This window comes from Paenibacillus sp. cl123, from assembly GCF_900101595.1.
GTDB lineage: Bacteria > Bacillota > Bacilli > Paenibacillales > NBRC-103111 > Paenibacillus_G.
The window spans coordinates 40478-62114 of the sequence record NZ_FMYY01000031.1 but is presented as its reverse complement, the minus strand read 5'-3'; the positions used below and the strand labels follow the sequence as shown (position 1 = coordinate 62114).

Genomic DNA, 21637 nt, shown 5'->3' with positions numbered 1-21637 from the left:
CCCCGCCTTGGTTAGTAAATAGTAAAACATTGCCTAATTCTCATAATTCGACTATTTTCGTCATAATTCTCCCAAAATCTAATGGTCACCCTCCCCTATACTATATTTATTCGACATTGTTCAACAATAACTTTAGCTTCTTGGTTAATTTAAAGAAAATAAATCCTATCCGGCTAATCAAACTTGTTCATGCCAAAAAACCGTACAAACAATTGTACGGTTTTTCGGCTATATTCATATGCGGCTCGCCTTGGCTCACCCCTGTGGAGCGGCGGCATCCGACGGCTGCGCCTCGGCCTCTGTCTCAGGCTGATCCTTCCCGTGGTCGGCCAGCTCCTGAACGGCTTCAGCCGGCACGGCATACGCCCATTCGCCGCCTTGACGGGCGACCCATACGGTCGCTCCATCCAGCTTGCCGGCATATGCCGTCTCCGTTTCCTTGCCGGCTTCATCCGCCGTCTTCAGCGACAGCCGCAGCTCAGGCTGATCCAGTCCCTTCACTTCGGCGGCAGGCTTCACCAGCTGCTCCGTCACCAGAGAAGCCGCCCGGTCCATATACCCGGTTGCATCCGGTCCGGCCAGCTCGCGCTCGCCCAGCTTCCACTTGGCTTCAAAGGAGGATTTGTCCGGCTCCGACTTGGTCAGCGCCCAAGACGTACCCTGCCAATCAACGGCCAACGAGCGTATCTTCTCGTACTCTATCTTAACCGCTGATTTCTCCATGAAATCGATCGGCTGCTTGGCAAGCTGCTGCAAAGTCGCGTCCGCCAGCTGAAACACCGCGGTCGTGCCGCTAAGTTTGGCATAGGACGAGCTGCCGATCGGCGTCGCATCGCCCACCTCCAGCGTCTGCTCGACGCCGGACGCCAGTTTGACCGTAAAGCGCTGCTTCGGCTCAGCCAAGCCGAATTGCCCCGGATCGGAGGCATTCTCCGTCACGATTTTGTCCTTCTTCAGCGAGGCGAACGCATTAACCCAGGCATCCGCATCATAGGCGGTCAGCGGCAGGGGGGAAGGCTTGGTCATCGTCCATGCGCCCTCTCGCCGCTCCATAACAATCTCCGTTTCTCCGCTCCGGATCGTGAAGCCCGTCACATCCTCCTTGTTCACCGTCACCAAAGCCGGCGTCTCCGGCGGCTTCTCCCGGAAGAAGTCCTTGCTCGACGCATACCAGAAGCCGCCGATGCAGAGGATGACCAGCAGGATTGTGGGGATCAGCCGCTTCATCCTTTTCTCCTCCTCCACCAAATAAATCCGCCCACGATCAAAAACAGCAGCGGGAAGAAAATAACGGTTCCGAGGAAAATCCAGTTGGCCTGCTCATTGGTCACCATCGCCGTCGACAGGTTGTCTCCCTCGCGAGGCCGAATCGTGATCTGGTCCGTCTGCTCCTGCAGCCAGCCGATGCTGTTCAAGGCGAAATCGCGATTGCCCTGCATCTGGAGGTACTGATCGACCAGGAAGGTTGATCCGCCGAGCACGACAGCCTTCGGCTTGTTCTCCTTGTTCTCAACCACATAGCCGAGATTCAGAGGGCCGGCCACATCGGAAGCATCCTTTTTGGACGCCCCTTGGCCGGATAAAGTCTTCAAGTCCGTCTCGCCATAGGCGGCTTCGGTAGTCCGCAAGATCGGCGTAGCCGGATAATCGGCATTGGCCTGGTCGGCGTTAAGCGTGACGGCCAGCGTCATCACGGTCAGCAGGTTGTACTCTTGCAGCATGCGGGTAATCTCATGCCCGCTGTATTCGGGCACGATGCTCAGCGGGCTGTTCAGCGCGCTCTGCTTCGGCTCGATGGCCACCGCGTGCTGATCCTTGATCCCGTATGACGACATGATTGCGTCGAGATTTTTCCAGGCGGTCCCCATATTCGGATTGAAGCCGAGAGCCAGATACAGCTTGCCCTTGCCCGCCAGGAACGTCTTGACCAGCTCCGCCTCCTGATCGCTCAGGTCCGTCTCCGGCCCGATAATGGCCAGCACCTCGGCGTCATCCGGCATTTTCCCTTCCCGCAGCAGGTTGAGCTCCTGAACGTCATAGTTCGCTTCCGCAAGACCGGAGCGCCACAAGCTCATTTCCGCCAGCGGAATTTCATTGTGCCCGGAGAGGAAGTACAGCTTGCGCTTCTCCTTCACATCGAGATTGACAAGCGCCTGCGTCAGCTTCTCTTCGCCGGCAAAGCTGTAGCCGTTCGGATTTTGCTGGCTCGGTAGAAACATATCATAGAAGCTGAGCGTCTTCTTCTGCGCGCCGCTTTCCACCACGAGCGTCCCTGCGGGGTCGACTTCGTATTGTCTGGCGACGGCCGGATTTTGCACGGCATCGTATTCCTCGAAGGTAATTTTCCCCGTCCGCTTCTTGTATTCCTGAACCAGCTCGACAACCTCGCGCTTCATGTACGGGTTCGTGTCGGTTGTTGTCAGCGAGATGATTTTGATGTCCTTGTCGAGTCCGTCCAGCGTCTGCTTGGTCTGGTCCGACAGCGTAAATTTATTATTTTCGGTCAAATCCACCTGCAGGCCTTTCGCTGAATTCAAAAAGATCGTCAGCACGATAAAAATGCCGATCACCGCAAGCGACAGCACGGTCGCATTCGTTCCGCGGATCCACTTGTTCACCTTGCACCCTCCCCCTTCTCGAGCGGCGCTGACCGGCCACGGCCGGCGCGCCCTTCGCCTGTTATCTCCAGCGCTTGCGCTCCAGCACCTGAATGCTCAGGAGCAGGAACACGAGCACGAATGTCACGTAAAACAGCACGTCGGCGAAATCAAGCACGCCCTTCTGCAGATCCGAGGCCCTGCCGACGATCGAGAACAGGCCCAGAAACTCCTTCACCTTGCCCCCTACCGTATCGCCAAGCCACTCAATGGTCCAAAACACGAGCAAAATGGCGAAGGAAGCGATGCCCGATACCATCTGATGGGAGGACAAGGAGGAGGCGAACAAGCCGACGGACATCATCGCCGCCCCGACCAGAAACATCGCCAGATAAGATAGCCAGAGCACCGGCTGATCCAGCGGTCCGTATGCGCTCAGGATGAGCGGATACAGCAGGCTGCCGGCAACAAGCAGAGCGAGCACGCCCAGCGTCGAAGCGTATTTGCCGACCACAATCTCCGTGATGCTGATCGGTGAAGTGAGCAGCAGCTCATCCGTACCTTGGCGCAGCTCGTCGGATATAAGTCTCATCGTCAGCAGCGGCACAATGAACAGAAAGACAAACGTGATATTCCCGAACACCGGCCGCACGTCCACGACATAAGGCGGGTACAGGAAGTTGGCGCTGAAAAAGTAGCCCGCGATCACGAAAAAAAAGGCAAACGCCGCATACGCGATCGGAGAGTAGAAGTACATCTGAAGCTCCTTGCGGGACATTGCCATCGTTCTACGCATGATGATCACCTCCTGCATTTGCCGTGGCGGCATCGTCTTCAGTCAAGCCGGCGCCGCTCCCGTCCGTCTCATCCATCCGTTCGTCGGTCGTCAGCTTCAGGAATATATCCTCCAGACTGAGACTTTCCCTCTTCATGGACAGAATCGGCAGCCGTTTCTCGGCCATCCGGTAAAACAGCGCCTCCCGAATATCCTGACGGTCGGCGGACTGGGCGATGACTCGCACCGTATCGAGCGCCTCCCCGGCGGCGCCCGGCTCGCCCGCCGCTTCCGGAGCGTCAGCGCCCGTCTGTGATCCGGAAGCCGACAGCGCGGCTTCCGGCCCCTCCGTCAGCTCGCGGACAGCCGTAACGCCCGGCGTTCCGCGCAGCTCGGCCAGCACGGTCTCGCGGGGCCCCTTGATCTCCAGCGATACCTCGAAGGTATCGCCCAGCGAGGTTGCGAGCTGCTCCGGCTGTCCGTCCAGCACGATCCGGCCCTGATGGATGATCAGCACCCGGTTGCACAGCGCATTGATCTCAGGCAAAATGTGCGTGCTCAGCAGCACGGTATGGTTCTCGCCCAGCTCGCGAATCAGCTGGCGGATTTCGATAATCTGCTTGGGATCGAGACCGGAGGTGGGCTCATCCAGCACGAGCAGATCGGGGCCGTGCAAAATCGCCTGCGCCAGGCCGATTCTTTGCTTGTACCCTTTGGAGAGACTGCGGATAATTTGCCGCTCCCTCCCCTGCAAGCCCAGGCGTTCGATGACCTCGCCGATTCTCGTCTTCTGCTCGCGCACCGGGATATCGCGCAGGTCGGCAATAAATTTCAAATAAGCCGTGATCGACATCTCCGGATACAGCGGCGGCGTCTCGGGCAAATACCCGATCTTCTGCCGCGCCTTCTTCGGATGCTCCGCCATCGGCAAACCGTCGATCGCGATTGATCCGTGGGTCGGGTTCAGGTAACCGGTAATCATCCGCATCGTTGTCGTTTTGCCTGCGCCATTGGGCCCGAGAAACCCGACAATCTCCCCGCGCGTCATCGCAAAATCAATGTTGTGAACGCCTCTCTGGTTCTCATACAGCTTGCTTACTTGTTTGACCTCAAGCACGTCGAAACCCCCTATCATCCCACATATCCTTGCTACAGCCATATCCAACTTTCGGGCTGCTTAATCGCCAAACCCAATATAGCGGGCAAACAATAATCCCAGCTTAACCCAACCTGAAAAAAGGCTTAAAAAAATGTGTCTAAATTGTGAACAAAAAGTGTGCTGACAATCATCCCAATTCAGGAAGTCTCGGCGTCTTCACTTATGGTAAGATGAAGCTAGCACGCCGGGATTGTTCCCGCGGCATTCCCCACTCCACCTAAGGAGGTTTAGTATGTCAGGACTTATCCCAACCATCGTTGTCTTGCTCGTTATCGTCTCGATCCTCTCCGCCATCCGTATCGTCCGCAAGCTCGCATCCTCCTCCCGCAGCCGGCGCAGACGACGTGCACCGTATAAGGACACGCCCCTCCCCGAGATGCTAGGTCTGCAGCGCATGCTTCCTCTGCAGCCTGCCGTTTTGCGAATGGAGCGGGCTTTGAACGAAACGTTCACCGCCAAGATCAGAGAGCGGGTGAAGGCGGAGCATCCCGCGATGAGCGATGCGGAGTTCAATTGGAAGTTCCTTGAGCTGAAGCGCTACTTTCTGATGACCGCGGTGCTGCGCGACGTTCCGATGTTCAGCGCGCCGGTTGACGACATCTGGCATGAGATGCTCATGTTTACCAGAGAATACACTAGGTTCGGAGAAGCGTTCGTAGGATCGACTATCCACCATGCCCCTCACACCGGAGAGGCCGCCGAGCCCGATCCTGGCGGCCGGGCCTGGTTCGACTGGGTGTACGCCCAGCTTTTTGTGCCGACACCCTACTCGGCTCGCATCTGGGGTCCCTTCTTCCGCTATCCGCTAAGCCGGGAGCTGCTGGAGGAACTGCAGATATCGCCGCCATCCGAGTCGCTTGCACGCCTGTTCAATCAGACGGCGGCCGCGCGTTACTCCGATATCCGGGAGACAACCAGCCTGCTGCTGCGGCTTGCCCGGGAGCAAGCGGCATCGGCCAGACCGGGCGCCGCCTACAAAGCGAAACGGCCTCAGGCGGGTTCGCCCGATTATATGCCTTATTTGGCCGGGGCGCTTATGGTATATTCGGCTGCCGAGGCTGCAGACTTCGACGGGCTGATGGAACAGCATCTCCTGGAAGAGGAGGCCAGACAGCGCGCCGCGGCGTCCAGCAGCTCCTGCAGCAGCGCCTGCGGGGCCTCTTACTGGAACGATGACCGGGATGACTCCGGCGGCGACAGCAGCTGCAGCGGGGATGGAGGCGGAAGCTCTGACGGAGGCTCGTCGTCCAGCTGCTCTTCGGGTTCCTCCTGCAGCAGCTGCGGCGGGGGTGGGGACTGAGCGTCCCTCTCTCTGCCGGAAGCGGCAAAAATAAGAGTCGGCTATGCCCCTCCTTGATCCAGCCTATCTTGCGATAGGCTTTTTTTCATTGGACCGCATGCTGGGCGAATGGCCGTTTATATTTTTTTAAGAATTGTTTAAGACTCCGTTTATCTCTGCTTTAGAGGCCGTTTAGGCTGCCGGGGTATGATGCGTATATGGAAGGCTGAGACGTCCATACAGATCATACGGAGAAGAAACGGAGGCCAAACGAATGAATAAAAAATTGGCAATGATGGGAGTAGGCGTGGCGGTTGGCAGCATGCTGCTGTTGACGAGCGTGTATGCGGGAGTTGGGGAAGCGCCGGGGTATGAGGCTTACAAATCCGCCTTCAAGCAGACCGCGGCAATCGGCAACGCCACCCGTCAGGTGAATGTCGCGCTCACGGATAACGGGCAGGAGCTGCTGAGCGTGAAGTCCGTGATCAAGACCGGCGGAAACGACCGGACAGGAAGCGCCAGCCTGACCGTAACGGACGGGTCGGAAGCGCAGACGATCCGGTTCTACAGCCAGGATGGGAAGCGGATCGTGAAAACCGATAATTCCGACACCTACAAGATTCTGGAAGCCGGAGAAGCAAACGGGCGTTTCAAGCATGCCCGCAGCGACGACAAGAAGGCGCCCGATGCGCAGACGGTTCAAGAAGTCGAGCATCTCGTCGATGCGCTTGTCGGCAATCTGAAGCAGGCGGTTACAATGACTGAAGGGTCCGGCAATACGAAGGAGCTTCACTTCAAGCTGTCCGGCACTCAAATCTCTCCCGTCGTGAACACGATAGGCTCTCTCCTCATCAAGCACGGCGCTTCCGGCGAGCTTGGCGAGCGTCCTGCGCCGCTACCGTCCGATACACTCGGCATCGATGTTCGATCCATTCACCAGAGCCTGCCGCAACTCACCGGCGATATCAAGATGGATGCGGTCGAGATGAACGCAACGGTCGATTCGGATAATCATATTACGAATCAAAGCGCCTTGATTCAGATTTCCGGCAAAGACCGCAGCGGGACAGAGCATGACGTACAGTTGCAAGTAGATATCACCTTGTCCAGTCTGGGCAGCACCACACCGGATACGGTCGATTTGACAGGCAAGCAGGTCGAGACAATAAAGCCCGATGAAGGCTGGCATAAGGGCCGGAGCTTCGGCAAGTAACCAGGGAGGGGTGGCTATCATGCAGCCGGTCATCGAAGTCCGTCAGCTCACCAAGCTGTATAGGAATCAGCGCGGAATTGCAGACCTAAATATGACAGTGCAGCAGGGAGATATTTACGGTTTCTTCGGCCCTAACGGCGCTGGGAAAACGACGGTGATGAAAGTGATGACCGGGCTTGCCCGTGCGGACCGGGGAGAGATAAGGCTGTTCGGACAACCGGTATCCGCACGGTACGAGCAGGCGATGGCCCAAGTAGGCGTTATGATCGAAGCGGCCGAAGCCTATACGTATATGAGCGGAAGGCGCAATCTGGAGCTGGCCGCTCGCTTCTATCCCGGTATCGGCCAAGCGCGCATCGATGAAGTGCTCGAGCTTACCGGCTTGACCGCCTACCAGCACGAGAAGGCGGCCGGCTACTCGCTCGGGATGAAGCAGCGGCTCGGACTGGCCGGGGCGCTGCTGTCCAAGCCGAAGCTGCTGATTCTGGATGAGCCGACGAACGGGCTGGATATCGAAGGCACGGTCCAGATGCGGGAGACGATGCTGTGCCTCGCCCGGGAAGAAAGCATCACCTTTCTGATATCCAGCCATCTTATCCATGAGATGGAGTTGATGTGCAGCCGGATCGGCGTCCTCCATCATGGGCGGCTGATCGGCGAGGGGCTGGTCAAAGAATTGACGGAAGCGCATGGAACGCTGGAGCGCGCATACTTGCGCATCCTCGAAAACGCGGGGAGGGCGGCCGCCTATGCTTAATCTGATAGCAGGGATACAGGTGGAAACTGTCAAGCTGCTCGCAAAGCGGAGGTCGCTGTTATTCCTCGGCGTTACCCTGCTGGTTCCATTCCTCGCCGCCTGGCTGCTCACCCGCTTCCAGAACGGCATCGGTCTCGGCGCCGTCACGGCCCGGGATTTCCCGATCCTGATGCTGAACCTGTTTACCTCCGTGTTATTCCCATTGTTCGTATTTATGGGAGCGGCCGACAGCTTCTCGGGCGAGATCGGGGAACGCACGATGAAGCTCACGCTGACCCGCCCCGTCTCCAGATTCAAAATTTTCGCAGCGAAGCAAACGGCGCTGGCCTTGTACATCGCGCTCTGCGTACTCGCCGGACTGCTCTCCTCCAGTCTGGCCGCCCTCTTCTTCCGTCCCGGCGGCGGAGCGGCGGAAGCGCTGCTGGACGGCGTGCTGGCATACAGCGCCGCACTGCTCCCGCTTCTGACCCTTAGCATCGCCGCCGCCTGCGTGGCGCAGCTTTTCTCCACCGGCAGCTCGGCGCTGACCGCCACCCTGCTGCTGTACGCGGGGCTCAAGGCGGCGGCCATGTTCGTCCCGTCACTGGGCGTTTATTCGCCGACGGCTTATACCGGCTGGCACATGCTGTGGCTGGGAGGGACGGCGGCGGCCGGCAGCATCGCCAGCGCCTTTATGTTTCTGGCGGCGTGTAGTATATTGTTTTTTACAGTAGGTTTTTACGGGTTTGATAAAAAGGAGCTCTGATCCGGGTGTCTATTCGCTTACGGCTGGTCCTATCTTATATTGCGATGCTGATCGTACCGCTTGTCTTGTCCGTGCTGGCCGTCATTCTGATCGGCATCGCGACGCTCGGCAGCCTGAAGTCGGTCTTCCAGGTCAATTATTCGGAGGGCAGTCCGTTCAAACGGATCATCGAGCAGGAGGCCGAGCTGTCCGTATATATCAAGGCCGCATCCGAGGCGAACCCCGATCAGTTCCTGGATGCCTTCTTTCTCAGTCAGCTGGAGGAGCGGCTGCATCAGATTAATATGGGGCTGATCATTCGCAAGGATCAAGCGATCACGCATATGTCTTCCTATATAAAACCGGATCAGGTGCCGGATATTTCCCAGCTGCCTCCCTATGGGGCCTACGGGGCTTCCGCAACCAAATTCAAGCATAATCAGGGGCCGCTGTGGATCAGCCGTCAGCAGGATTTTATATTTTCCGATCAAAGCAAGGGCTCAGCCTTTATCTTCCTGGACGGCAGCCCTTTTCAGAAATATTTGCATCAGTTCTCCACATCGGTCATCGTTGCTTTTATCGTGATCCTGGTGCTGACGAACGGGGCGTTGACTTACCTGGTGTCGCGAAGCATCATACGCCCCCTTCGTGCCCTCAAGCGGGCAGCCGAGGAGATCAAGGACGGCAATCTGGACTTCGAGGTCATCCCCCAGACCGACGACGAGATCGGGCAGCTCAGCCGGGCTTTCGAAGACATGCGCCGCAGGCTGAAGCAGTCCGTAGAGCTGCAGCTCCAGTATGAGGAGAACCGCAAGGAGCTGATCTCCAATATCTCGCATGATCTGAAAACGCCGGTCACGGCGATTAAAGGCTATGTAGAGGGCATCATGGACGGGGTGACCAACTCCCCCGAGAAGCTGGACCGGTACGTGCGGACCATCTACAATAAAACGACCGACATGGACCGGCTGATCGACGAATTGTTCCTGTTCTCCAAGCTCGATCTCGGCAAGGTGCCGTTCCAGTTCGAGAGGCTCGATCTGGTCGATTATATAAGGGATTGCGCCCAGGAGCTGGCGTTCGACATGGAGAAGAAGGGTGTTACCTTCCTGTTCTCCGAGCTGCCTTCCGGCCCGCTGCCTGTCACGGCAGACCGGGAAAAGCTGAAGCGGGTGCTGCTGAACGTCATCGGGAACGCCGAGAAATATTGCGATAAAGCCAACTGCACCATCCGGCTGACCGTGCGGGAAATGGACGGCAAGGCCGTCGTCTGCATCGAGGATAACGGACAGGGAATTTCGGAAGAGGAGCTGCCGCATATTTTCGACCGGTTCTACCGGGCCGACCCTTCGCGCAATACGTCCACCGGGGGCAGCGGTCTTGGCCTTGCCATCGCCAAGCAGATCATGGAAGAGCATAAGGGACAGATTAGCGCAGCCAGCACATTAGGGCAAGGAACGACAGTCTGCCTGACCTTGCCGCTGCATACGACGGAGAAGGGTGGAGAATCGGAGTGAGCCGGATTCTGATTATAGAAGATGAGCCGAGCATAGCGGAGCTGGAGAGGGATTATCTGGAGATCAACGGCTATGAGGTCGATATCGAGGTTACCGGGGATCGGGGCCTGCAGCAGGCTATGAGCCGGGAGTATGATCTGATTATTCTGGATCTGATGCTTCCGAAGGTAGACGGCTTCGAAATTTGCCGGCGCATCCGCAGCGAGAAAGATATCCCGATCCTGATGGTGTCCGCCAAGCGCGAAGACATCGATAAGATTCGCGGCCTCGGCCTCGGCGCCGACGATTATATCATGAAGCCGTTCAGCCCCGGAGAGCTGGTAGCCCGGGTGAAGGCCCATCTGGCCCGCTACGAGCGGCTGATGGGCAGACGCGAGGCGAAAAACGACGAAGTCCGCATCCGCGGGCTGCTGATCGACAAAACGGCGCGCCGCGTCTTCGTCAACGAGAAGGAAGTTCTGTTTACGACCAAGGAATTCGACTTGCTCACCTTCCTCGCCACGAACCCGAACCGCGTGTTCAGCAAGGATCAGCTGTTCGATCAATTATGGGGAATGGACGCGATAGGCGAAATCGCCACTGTCACCGTCCATATCCGCAAGCTGCGCGAGAAGCTCGAGCAGGACCCGTCGAATCCGCAATATATCGAGACGATATGGGGAGCGGGCTACCGGTTCCGCATTTGAGGAGGGAGGGCCTATTGGAAAGGGGCCTCCCTCATCGCCCCTCCGTCTTCCGTTCCTCCGCGAAAAGCCTTTGAACCTTATCCCCTTTGCTCAGGTAAGGGGCGGACGCGGCGACAAAACCTTTCTTGCCTGAGCCAAGGGGATAATTTCCGTAGGCTGCCCGGAAGAACGACGCTCTCTCCACGCCCCAGCTTCACATTATCTTCAAGCCTCAAGCTCTCCATGCCTCAAGCTCTTCATGCGCCCACTTCTCATTGATCAGCAGCCTCAAGTTTGCGAACAACTCCATGCTCCCCCTCTTGAAGCCCTGTTCTCATTCCGGGGGCCCACGATCATCCTTACTTCCTTGGCTTATGCTCATGCTTCGCCGATCACCGTAAAGCGCCCTAGCGCAGGCGTCCGGGGCTGCCCCTGCGGGATGTTGGCCGGATAGCCCAGCAAAATAGACACTGCCGCCTATCGCACGACTTTTCTTCACGACCCCCGCCCATAAATAAAAGGCCGGCAAACAGCGCAAGCCATTTGCCAGCCTATGCATTATTTCACCAGCTGCCCGCGTGTAACGCCGAGCTGATTCGTAGACTTGAGCGTCTTCCATACGTGAGTGCCGCTTACTTCTCCGCGCAGCGCCCGGGAGTACAGCTCAATTACTTCCTGAACCTTCTCCGGGGTCTCCTCCAGAAATTCAATACGGTACCGATTCACGCCCAGCTCCATAAAGTTCGCCAAGTACTCGGCCCCCGACTGATCGATCGCGTTGTATACCGTGTTGCGGCAGCCCTCATCCACCCTCACCGGATGCGAAAATCCGACGCGGTCGCGCAGCGAAGCCCGCTGTTCCTCACACGGACGCCCGCAGTTCGTATAGTCCGTGCCCGGACTCATGAACGTGCAGTACACGCAATGCTCCGTATGGAACATCGGCATATGCTGGTGGATGACAACCTCGAGACGGGAAGTGTCACAGCGGCGAAGCAAATCGACCATCTGTTGAATGTTCAGGTCGTAAGAAGGCGTAACCCGGGAGAGACCCGCGTCCGTAAAGAGCGACACCGCCTTGTGGTTCGCCACATTCAGCGAGAAGTCCCCGATCAGCTCCGGCTGATGCTCTTCCGGATGCTCAGCCAGATGCTTCATGAACCAGTAGACAGCCCCCGTATTGCGTACAAGCACCGCATCGGGCTTCAGCTTAAGGATATTGGCGAAATAACCGGTTTCCCCCGGCATATGGATGCGCGGAGTCGCCAGCGCGATCTTCTTGCCCGCACGGCGGCATGCCTCGACGGCTGCCGGGAACTGTTTGATGAACTCGAAATCGGCGTAGATCATCTCCACATCCGTGGAAAGCGCAGCCTCGACCTGCGGCAAACTGCGGCAGAGCGCCGTCAGCCCGGCATGAGCCTTTCCTCCCGCAGGGGAGGCGGATACCGGTGCAGCTTGCGACACATCGTCGTAGGCCGACACGAGACGCTTGACATAAGCTCGCGGACGCTCCCGATAGGCAAGCAGCAGCTCCGCTGCCTGACGGCGCATCTGGTTCAGCTCGCGCATCGGCACGATCAGATCGCCGTTCAGATGCACCTCCACCGCTTCAAGCTCGAATACGGTGCCGCCAAGCCGGCCGAACTGCTCCTCGAACAGAGCCGCATCCATAGGGCGCTTCTCCGCAGGAACCAGCGGCAGCTCCGAGTCTACCGTAACCGACGCGCCAGTGCCCGGATCGGTCCAGATGCTGCGCAGCGGCTGTCCGGCCGTGCCGGTTACTTTCACCCGGACGGGAAAGGTGCGGTACGGCTTGTCCGTCTCGTACGTTTGCCGAAGCCGCTTGTCCAGATGCGGATCATTCGTCTTCCAGATCCGGTCGCCGACATGCACCCGCTTTAGGTCAATGTCATTTCGTCCCGGTATGATCTCGATCAAGCCACCGGGCGCTTCCCCTTCAAACTTGACCCCATGACGGCGAAGATCGTAAACCCGGCCGCCCTCTTCCTTTTTCGTCGGGTCTCCGGCGTCGAAGACAATCCCGTCCCCGCGCTTGAGCGGCGCCTCCAGCTCACAGGCTACGCCGTCGCGAAGCAGCTGCTTCACCCGGCCCAAGTAAACGCCGCGGCTTTTCGGAAAAGTGCCCTCCACGAGCTGCTTGTTGTTCGTCCCCTTCAAGAAGCCGTGCGTAAATCCGCGGGAGAAGCTTTGCTCCAGCTCCCGCAGCTCCTCCTTGGTCGGCGCCGCGTTCTCTCCGTCGAAATACCGGTCGATAGCCCGGCGGTACTTCCCGACCACATTGGCCACGTATTCCGGACTTTTTAGCCTTCCTTCGATCTTGAACGACTTCACGCCCGCCTCGATCAGCTCCGGAATCAGCTCAATGGCCGCCAAGTCCTTGGGCGACAGCAGATAGGCTACATCGCCCATCGGCTTCTGCTCGCCATCCACCATCAGATCGTAAGGCAGGCGGCAAGCCTGCGCGCATTCCCCGCGATTGGCGGAACGGCCTCCCCACATCTCGGAGGTGAGGCATTGCCCCGAATACGACACGCACAGCGCGCCATGAACGAATACCTCCATCGGCAGCTTGGCCTGATCGCCGATCTGCTTGATCTGCTTAAGATTGTTCTCGCGGCCGAGCACGACAATCTCCAGATCGAACGGCTTCGTAAACTCCACGGCTTCCGGCGAGGTGATCGTCATCTGCGTCGAGCCGTGGATCGGGAAGTCCGGCGATATTTCCCGAATCATCCGCACCAGCCCCAGATCCTGCACGATGACCGCATCCACTCCCGCATCGATACAGGCTTCGATCAGCTCCTTGGCTCCCTCCAGTTCTTCCTCAAATACGAGGATGTTGAACGTCAGATAGCCTTTGACCCCATACCTGTGCAGGAAGGACATAATGTCGGGCAGCTCGTCCGTTTGAAAGTTATGAGCCCGCGCCCGCGCATTAAACTTCTCCACCCCGAAAAAAACGGCGTCCGCTCCGTTCGCAACGGCTGCCCGCAGGCAGTCCCAGTCGCCGGCCGGCGCCAGCAATTCTATATTTGATCGGCGAATATCACGCATCATTTCTTCCTCCAAGCTTTGCAAACCTTAATGGCAGCAGTGTGTTTATGCATACCTTCATCTAGTGTAACAGAAATAAGCCGGCCAAACCATGACCCCTTTATTGCCAAGTAAGGACAAAAGATTCAAAACTAGATCAAAAACTGTATATCCACAAGGAAAATTGTCAAATCATGACGAATATAATGCGTATACATGCCCAATTGCCAATGACCGCTTGCATAGAGAACCGGCAATACCGATGGATTGGCTTTCGCCCTAATCGATTCCGCATGCTTCCTGACCTACACTCTTTATTCGGATGGTGGTGACCTTTCCGTCATGTTCAAGGACTTTATCATCAACGCCTCCATACTGGTGGCTTCTCTTTTTCTGATCGGACAGCTGTTTATGAAACGCCCGCTCACCCGGCAATCCCCCTTGACCTGGAAAGTATTCGGGAGCGTCTGCTTCGGCCTGCTGGGACTGCTGCTAATGGCCTTCACCCTGCGTGTGGAGGCGAATGTGATTGCCGATCTGCGGCATATCCCCCTTGTGATCGCTGCACTTCAAGGAGGACCGGTCGTTTCCTTCCTAACGGCAGTCCTCATTGTAACGGGGCGCCTCTCCCTGTTCGGCGTATCGCTTCCGTCTATCACCTCCGGCATCATGATCTTATCTCTCTCCCTGGTTTTCGGAGCGCTGTCCGGCCGGCGGGGCCTGACGATGCCCCGGTTCCTGCTGTTCAATGCGATAGGTCTTAGTTTCATTTCTGTCGTGATGGGCCTCAATCTTTATTGGTCCGGGAATCTGGACAAGCTGACCTCCGTGCTCATCTATCACTGGGTATTCTCCGGCCTGGTCGGCGTTCTGTCCGTGTATGTGTTCCTCTACATCGTCCGCTCGCATGCCGCGACCGTCAAGCTGAAGGAAAGCGAGGAGCGTTACCGACGGCTCATCTCTTCATCTCCGGACGCCACGTTCGTCATAGCGAGGAGCGGGATCATCACGTTTGCCAATGACAAGGGACTCCAGCTGCTGCGCGCCATCTCCCGCAAGGACGTTGTCGACCGTCCCTACAAAGACTTCGTTGAGCCTGCTTACCAGGAAAAGCTGTCCCGGTATTGGGACGGGCTGATGGCCCACAAGCTGAAGCCGGAGCTGTTCGAACAGCAATTTGTTTGCCTGGACGGGACCTTGGTCGAGACGGAGATGTCGATCTCGCTGACGTTCTACAAGGACGAGCAGGCCATCCTCATCAGCGTACGGGATGTGACCGAGCGGAAACGAACGGAGAAGAAGCTGCAGGAGGCGCTGGACCAGCTCCAGAAGCTGTCCGATCTCGATGGGCTGACCGGCATCCCGAACCGCCGCAGACTGGATCACTTTTTATCCCATGCCTGGACGCAGGGGCAAGCGGAGCAGACGGAACTGACATTGTTCCTGCTGGACGTCGACTATTTCAAGCGCTATAACGACAGCTACGGCCATCTGAAGGGCGACGAGGTGCTCCGGACGATTGCACGGGAGGCTCATAAGCAGCTGTCGGAGGACGGCCACTTCGTCGCCCGCTATGGCGGAGAGGAGTTTGCAGCCGTGCTGAAAGGCGTTTCGCTTCAAGAGGCGACGCGGATCGCGGAACGGCTCCGCGTGCGGATCGAACAGCTGGCGCTGGCTCATGAGCGCTCCAAGATCGCGGATCATGTTACCGTCAGCATCGGGCTCGCCTCGGCCATTCCCGATCCTTGCGGACTGCCGGATGAGCTGCTGTCCTGCGCCGACAAAGCACTGTACCGCGCCAAGGAGGAAGGGCGCAACCGGGTAGCCGCCTATGTGCCCGAATCGGCCGGCTCAAGTTAACAAAGACGGGCATCCGTGCTATAATGACGGAGGACTGCCAATTTATTGACAACGTTCTACGGCTTTCGCGCCGCTGTCAACGTTGCATGCTGCCTAATGAGGGATTGACTTTGATACGTACTCCTTTCCGCAAGGTGGTTGTGACCGCGCTCGGGCTGCTGCCGCTTGCGGTTCTTCTGTTTGTCCTGTTTCCCTTCGAGAAGCAGTTGGAGGTGCGCATGCTGTATGCCACCCAAGGGGCCGATTCCGATCAGGCGGCCTACGGCCAGCTGCGGCAGTCGCTGCTTGCCGGACTGTCGCTGGACAAACGCGAGCTGGGCAACCTTAACGCACGTCAGTTGAAGCATTACGATACGATTTATTTGGACCCGGCCCTGCACGGCACGATGACGGACGCTCAGCGCAGGATGCTGAACGAGTACGTCCGGCAGGGCGGGCATCTGTTCCTTGAGAATGCATTTGCCACCGACTTCGACCCCGCCTTCCTCGGGGCTGCCGAGGTGCTGGACGTGCCCGTACCGGCGGCGTCCCGGCTGCCGACGCCCCCAGGGACCACTCTGTGGGAGTACCCCGGTGTCGACGCCGATGTGCTCGGGGTCCAGCAGGTGCTGAAGACGTTCGCCGATACGTTTTTTCGCCATGATACGCAAGCGAGCCTGAGCCGCTTCTCCTGGGGAAAAGGCATCCGGCCTTCGACGGCCCAGCCGCTCGTCACGATGGACGGGCTTACGCTGTACAGCGTGAACCAGATCGGGTCAGGCACGGTGTTTCTCAGCGGCACGCTGCTGCCAAGCCGTTACTATGTGACCGGCTACGACCTGCAGAGCGGCATGGACCCGGCGCTTGGCTTCGAGCGGCTGGCCGCCGAGGATAACGCGGCGGTGAAGCCAAGCGTCGGAGCGCTTTATTTCGACCGCAATCAGTTGAAGATCGAGCCTTACTTCCACTTTACGTTCGCCTCCGGCAATGCGCTGCTGCGTACGGAATATGCGGCTTATGTGTCCCGGCTCAAGCTGGGCTTCAGCGTCAAGAAGTCGCTGGGGCCGTACGGCCGCCCGGCGATGGCGCATCAGAACCATTTCGAGGCGATGGAGGCGATCCGCGACGGCGAAGGCATCCAGTGGACGGAGCTGCTGCAGCGCTACCAGCAGGTGCCTTCGTTCTCGCTCGTGAGATCCGCCTTCACTTGGGGCCGGTGGCAGGAGTCCGTCGTCGTGCATCTGAACACCGGCACGAATGAGAAGCCGGCCTTTGCCGGCGAGATGCCGAATTCGTTCTACTCCAGCGGCACGCGCTTGCTGGCGGACGGACGGCCGATCCGTCTGGCGCCGTATCCGGAGTATCGCTCGCTCGGCGACAAGATCTCCGAGCCGGTGCGCGCGGTGCCGGCCGTCGCCGATCTGGACGGCGACGGCCGCCTGGATCTCGTCGTCGGCTCCAGCGACGGCGCGCTGTATGCGTATCCCGGCGTCCAAGCCGCGGATGGAGCCTACGACGGCCAGCAGCTCCCTGAGGGGCTGGCTGCGCCGCTCGCCTTCGGTCAGCCGCAGGCGCTGCGCACAGCCGCAGGCGCGCCGCTGACCGCAGGCGGTTCGTACGCAAGCGTAGCGGCGTACGACCTGAACGGCGACGGCCGGCCGGACCTGGTCATCGGCCGGTCGGACGGCACACTGGCCGCCGCCTACGGCGAGGCCGGCGGCGTGTTCACGGCGCCCGTGCCGCTGCTCGGCGGCGGGCAGCCGATCCGCGCCGCCGCGCCGGTGGCGGCGGCTGTCGCTGACGTCACCGGAGACGGCATCCCCGACCTCGTGGTCGGGGATGGCGGCGGAGCGGTGACGCTGCATGCCGGCGAGCGCGGCCCCGGCGGGGCGCTCGCGTTCGGGCGCGGCGAGCTGCTGGCGCGGCTGCCGTCCGCCTATGCCGCCCCGTCCGTCCGCGACATGGACGGGGACGGGCGCGCCGACCTGGTCGTCGGCGGCCTGGAAGGCGACCTGCGCGTCTATCTGCAGCAGACGGACAACGGCGGCCGCGTCGTCTGGCGCGACGCCGGCGTCATCGAAGGCGCCGGCACGAACCAGCTCGGCAGCAAGGCTCTCGTAGGCGGGCATAACGCCGTGCCGCTGTGGATCGACCTGAACGGCGACGGCCGGGACGATCTGGTCGTCGGGCAGCTGGAGTTCAGCTCCCCTTGGCCGATAGACGACCCGGCATTTCCTTACAAGGAGCAGCTGCAGGCCTTTATCCGCCACACCACGGACCGCGGGCTTGAGCTGTACCCGCATCTGTACTTTCATCAATATATGAGCGATGCGCAGGAGAAGCGGGAAATTGCGCTTCACCGCGCAGCCTTTGACAAGCTGGGCATTCCTTGGAAGCATCCCGGCACGAATCAGCATACATGGCGGATCAACAACCCGGAACGGCTGCAGACGCTCGGCAATGAGCGGGACGCCGGCATCTGGTTCAACTTCGGCTTCAAGCCGTCGTTCATCAAGGCCGACCCGCGGCTTGGCGTCGAGTACAATTGGGGCCTGCCCTTCCTGATGACGGACGCCTCGGGCGAGCCCGACCTGCAGAAGCCGATGATGCTCTATACGCCGGCTCCGGTGCTGCGCACCGATCCACAGTATTCGACCAAGGATTTATTCGAGGCATACGCGGCCAACGATCTGCCGATCGATTATTTCGAACATATCGAATACCACTTTCCCCTGCGCGAGCAGGAGCTGCTGGAGTTCGTCACTTATCTTGACGGACTGCGCGACACATACAGCTATAACTTTATGACCGAAACGCAGATGGCCCGCTCTTTCCTGAACGCCCAGACGACCCGGGTCAAGCTGACGCGGCCCTGGACGGACGCCGCCGTGCTGCGGCTGAAGCGGCTGCTCGGGCTGCAAGCCGATCCGCGCTTCCGTGCCACCCCCGACGTGTCGGGCGTACCGGAGCAAGCGGCCGAGTACCAGGGCACGCTCGGGTTAATCGTCGAGCCGGGCAGCGCCTACACGGGCCGGCTGCCGGCTACGGCTTCCGCCGTCCGCGATCTGCGCGGCGGCAAGCTTTACTTCGGAGCCGCCCGGCAGGAGGAGGTGCGCTTCGTGAAGCCTTCCTCCGGCGCAGCCACTGGCTCTAGCGCTGGCTTGGGGATCGGCGGCGCAAGCGCTGCCTCCCCAGCCCCGGCTCCGGCTCCTCTGCCGGACCTCACGGCCGATGGCGGCATCCGCATGCTGCGGGTTAACGTGCCTTACGCGCTGCAGCCGGCCGAAGACCGCTGGCAGCTGAGCCTGCAGGCGGCGGGCATGCAGCAGGTCGTGCTGCTTAGCCGCCTCCCGCTGCAGATCGAGGGTCCGGATCTGACCATCGAGAGGGACGAAGCTGCCGGAAGCTACACTGTGACTCATTTCGGCAATCCGGTCGAGCTGAAAATTACGTGGGACCCGTCTTAGACCGCTGCGTGTAACCGTCGCGCCCGATCGTTGCACGCAGTCGCTGCGCTTGACATTTTCGTCCGCCCGGCTCGTTTGGCTTTTGACTTTCACACATACGCCTATTTTACCTACCAAGGAGGCTTTATTTATGCAGCCATTGCTTGATGAGCTGGAAACGCATATCCGCAGCCGCTACGATATCGATCAGGACGATGAAGATTTCTCCGTAGACGTTCATCTGTTCGATTACGGCTTTATCGACTCGATGGGAGCCACCGCCCTGATCGCCCATATCGAGCATACGTACGGCATCCAGGTGACGCCGCAGGATCTGATGCTGCATCCGATGAATACCGTCCGGGAAATTGCAGCATTCATTCACTCTAAGAAGGCGAGGTAACGCAAGGTGGAATGCATCGTATCCCTGGAAGGGCTGGCGTCCAGCCAGCATGGACAACTCAAATACGCCGCGTCGTTCATCGACGAGACGATCACCGACATTCAGCTCGAGGCGGACACTATCCGTATCCTTCATGACTCGCCCCGCGGCAATGCCGGGATCGAAGCGCGCGTCCGCAAGCTGATCGACCGTTTCTCCCAGGGCGACTTCGGCTTTAAGGAGAACATTCTGTTCGAGCATCGGACGGACACGCCTTACGAGGGAGATATCATCGCCGAGCTGACGGAGAAAAAAATCATCAAGGTGCTGGAGCCTGGTCTGTTTATTTTCCGCGAGCCGTTCTCCAGCCTGATGCGCTTCTTCGACTACAGCTTCGTGACGAAGATCGCGGCCCGTTATGAAGGGCTGACGACGGAAGAATACCCGGCCGTCATCCATGCCGATACGCTCAACAAGACGAATCACTTCACATCGTTCCCCGAGCATATCCACTTCCTTACGCATCTGCGCGAGGATCTCGACATCATCGAAGCCTTCTCCCAATCGGTGCGCGATACGGGCGGATGGAAGCAGGAGACGCCGCTGGATCTGAATGCGAACATGCCCAAGCCGAAGTTCACGATGAACCCTTCAACCTGCTACCATTGCTACGAGGGGCTGCAGCACGAGACGCTGGAGGGCGAAGGACGCGTCGTTACCGCCATCTCCAAGTGTCACCGGTTCGAATCGCGCAACCATACGGACTTCGGGCGGCTGCTGGATTTCAGCATGCGGGAGATTATTTTTGTCGGCAAGCCCGATTTCGTGAAGGAAAACCGGCTGCGCGCCATCGAATACCTGAAAGAGCTTGCCGTGGAATGGAATGTGGACAGCATGCTGGAGATCGCCAACGATCCTTTCTTCACCAATGACTTCCAGGTCAAAGCTTCCTTCCAGCGCAATCAGGAGATGAAATACGAGCTGCGCCTGACGATCCCGCATATCAAGAAATCGATCGCCTGCAGCTCGGTCAATTTCCACAGCAACACCTTCGGTACGGCTTTCAACATCTCCATGGGCAAACGTCCCGCCGTCACCGGCTGCGTAGGCTTCGGCATCGAGCGCTGGACCTTCGCGTTCCTCGCCCAATACGGTCTGGACGAAGCGAACTGGCCGGCGGCCTTCCGCGAGCAGTATGCGGCTTGGCAGCAGCTGTCCGTCTAGAACGGGTGGTGTGAGGCGTAGCCATGGCATTTCTTCGCAAAAACAGCTTCGTGCTGCTGCTGCTCGCCGCTTTCGTGCTATCGGATCTCCTGATCTCTTATCAGGACCCGATGGTCACGTCGCGGCGTTTTTACAAAAATGACTTCACGAAAACCTTGTACCATCACGGCGGACAAACCAGCGGCCCCGTCTTCTTCGGCAACTCGGCCGTCACGGGCGCTTATATCGAGAATGAATCCTCAGCCAAGCTGATCGAGATGGGATTATCCTACGGCAAGCTGACCGATCTGAAGGCGATTCTGGAGCAGGGACGCTTTCACGTCCGGCAGCAGCTTGTGATCGGCATTGATGTCCATACGATGCTCGACATCATGGAGACGGACCCGACCTACCCCTGGTTTAAAGCCTGGTACGAGCCCTATATCTATAAGTACAGAGATTATTTCCGCGACTCGGGCACGGAAGCCGTCAAACAGCTGTACCGGGGAGCCGTAGAGCTCGATCCGGCGGAACTGATCCGGTACGAGCCCCGCTGGATCGACAAAATGCTGTATTTCGGTCACATGGAGCCGGAGAAGCTGAAGGAGAAGGAGCTTGAGTACGACCGGAAATACGGCTGGGCCACCCGGAAGGATTACCAGGACAACCTGGACGCCTTGGATTGGATCATCCGCTATTGCGAGTCCCAAAGCCTGCCGCTGCGCGTCGTCTGGATGCCGTGGAATCGCAGCTTCGAGCTGCCGCGGTATATGCCCGAGCTGAAGCAAACGGTGGATGCGCGGCTTCAAGCTGCGAACGTGCCTACGCTGGATCTGCTCACTTCCTATGATCCGAAATACCTCCATGATCTCGTCCATCTGAGCCGCCAGGAAGGCGCTCCGGTCTTTACGAAGGAGGTGGATACATGGCTCGCATCGCTCGCCGGTTCATCGAAGTGATCGTGTATCTCGTGATGCTGATCCTCGTGCTTGTTTATTTTACAGGCGAAGGCTTGTTTATTTAT

General features: G+C 58.8%; 16 protein-coding genes. 11 read left to right on the top strand and 5 right to left on the bottom strand.

Annotation, left to right across the window (positions count from 1 at the left end; translation table 11 throughout):
* Positions 1–255 precede the first annotated feature (255 nt).
* The 4 genes from BLR08_RS28215 to BLR08_RS28200 all read right to left on the bottom strand — a co-directional run bounded on the left by BLR08_RS28215 (position 256) and on the right by BLR08_RS28200 (position 4489).
* Complete coding sequence (locus tag BLR08_RS28215) at positions 256–1227, bottom strand: DUF4340 domain-containing protein (RefSeq protein ID WP_072337827.1); 972 nt, start codon at positions 1225–1227, stop codon at positions 256–258.
* A complete protein-coding gene (locus tag BLR08_RS28210) occupies positions 1224–2618 on the bottom strand; it encodes a GldG family protein (RefSeq protein ID WP_072337828.1) in 1395 nt (464 codons plus the stop codon). Before BLR08_RS28210 ends, BLR08_RS28215 begins: the two co-directional genes overlap by 4 nt.
* 61 nt (positions 2619–2679) lie before the next feature.
* Complete coding sequence (locus BLR08_RS28205; RefSeq protein WP_072337829.1) at positions 2680–3393, bottom strand: ABC transporter permease subunit; 714 nt, start codon at positions 3391–3393, stop codon at positions 2680–2682.
* The gene (locus BLR08_RS28200; protein WP_083537542.1) at positions 3386–4489 is read right to left on the bottom strand and encodes an ABC transporter ATP-binding protein; all 1104 of its coding nucleotides are present in this window, start codon (positions 4487–4489) and stop codon (positions 3386–3388) included. The genes BLR08_RS28205 and BLR08_RS28200 overlap by 8 nt, the downstream gene beginning before the upstream one ends.
* 274 nt (positions 4490–4763) lie before the next feature.
* Between BLR08_RS28200 and BLR08_RS28195 the strand changes: the two genes are divergently transcribed.
* The 6 genes from BLR08_RS28195 (at position 4764) to BLR08_RS28170 (ending at position 10707) form a co-directional block, all read left to right on the top strand.
* Positions 4764–5831, top strand: a complete 1068-nt coding sequence (locus BLR08_RS28195) for a glycine-rich domain-containing protein (RefSeq protein ID WP_072337831.1) — start codon at positions 4764–4766, stop codon at positions 5829–5831.
* A 253-nt stretch (positions 5832–6084) separates the two neighbouring features.
* Positions 6085–7023, top strand: coding sequence for a hypothetical protein (locus BLR08_RS28190; RefSeq protein WP_072337832.1), 939 nt, complete (start codon positions 6085–6087; stop codon positions 7021–7023).
* A gap of 19 nt (positions 7024–7042) precedes the next feature.
* Positions 7043–7780 carry an ABC transporter ATP-binding protein gene (locus BLR08_RS28185; RefSeq protein WP_072337833.1) on the top strand — a complete coding sequence of 246 codons (738 nt, stop codon included), beginning with the start codon at positions 7043–7045 and terminating at the stop codon, positions 7778–7780.
* The gene (locus BLR08_RS28180) at positions 7773–8525 is read left to right on the top strand and encodes an ABC transporter permease (RefSeq protein WP_072337834.1); all 753 of its coding nucleotides are present in this window, start codon (positions 7773–7775) and stop codon (positions 8523–8525) included. Before BLR08_RS28185 ends, BLR08_RS28180 begins: the two co-directional genes overlap by 8 nt.
* A 5-nt stretch (positions 8526–8530) precedes the next feature.
* On the top strand, positions 8531–10021 hold the full coding sequence (locus tag BLR08_RS28175) for a sensor histidine kinase (protein WP_072337835.1): 1491 nt from the start codon (positions 8531–8533) through the stop codon (positions 10019–10021).
* The gene (locus tag BLR08_RS28170) at positions 10018–10707 is read left to right on the top strand and encodes a response regulator transcription factor (protein ID WP_072337836.1); all 690 of its coding nucleotides are present in this window, start codon (positions 10018–10020) and stop codon (positions 10705–10707) included. Before BLR08_RS28175 ends, BLR08_RS28170 begins: the two co-directional genes overlap by 4 nt.
* A gap of 537 nt (positions 10708–11244) precedes the next feature.
* Here BLR08_RS28170 and BLR08_RS28165 read toward each other — a convergent pair.
* Complete coding sequence (locus tag BLR08_RS28165) at positions 11245–13764, bottom strand: U32 family peptidase (protein WP_072337837.1); 2520 nt, start codon at positions 13762–13764, stop codon at positions 11245–11247.
* A gap of 321 nt (positions 13765–14085) precedes the next feature.
* Between BLR08_RS28165 and BLR08_RS28160 the strand changes: the two genes are divergently transcribed.
* The 5 genes from BLR08_RS28160 (at position 14086) to BLR08_RS28140 (ending at position 21572) form a co-directional block, all read left to right on the top strand.
* Positions 14086–15603 carry a sensor domain-containing diguanylate cyclase gene (locus BLR08_RS28160; RefSeq protein WP_072337838.1) on the top strand — a complete coding sequence of 506 codons (1518 nt, stop codon included), beginning with the start codon at positions 14086–14088 and terminating at the stop codon, positions 15601–15603.
* A 110-nt stretch (positions 15604–15713) separates the two neighbouring features.
* Positions 15714–19049 (top strand): FG-GAP repeat domain-containing protein, encoded by a 3336-nt coding sequence (locus tag BLR08_RS28155; RefSeq protein ID WP_256257825.1) that lies wholly within the window; start codon positions 15714–15716, stop codon positions 19047–19049.
* A 130-nt stretch (positions 19050–19179) separates the two neighbouring features.
* On the top strand, positions 19180–19431 hold the full coding sequence (locus BLR08_RS28150) for an acyl carrier protein (protein WP_072337839.1): 252 nt from the start codon (positions 19180–19182) through the stop codon (positions 19429–19431).
* 6 nt (positions 19432–19437) lie between these two features.
* Positions 19438–20634 (top strand): class-II aminoacyl-tRNA synthetase family protein, encoded by a 1197-nt coding sequence (locus tag BLR08_RS28145; RefSeq protein ID WP_072337840.1) that lies wholly within the window; start codon positions 19438–19440, stop codon positions 20632–20634.
* A 23-nt stretch (positions 20635–20657) separates the two neighbouring features.
* Complete coding sequence (locus tag BLR08_RS28140; RefSeq protein WP_072337841.1) at positions 20658–21572, top strand: hypothetical protein; 915 nt, start codon at positions 20658–20660, stop codon at positions 21570–21572.
* Positions 21573–21637: the final 65 nt, after the last annotated feature.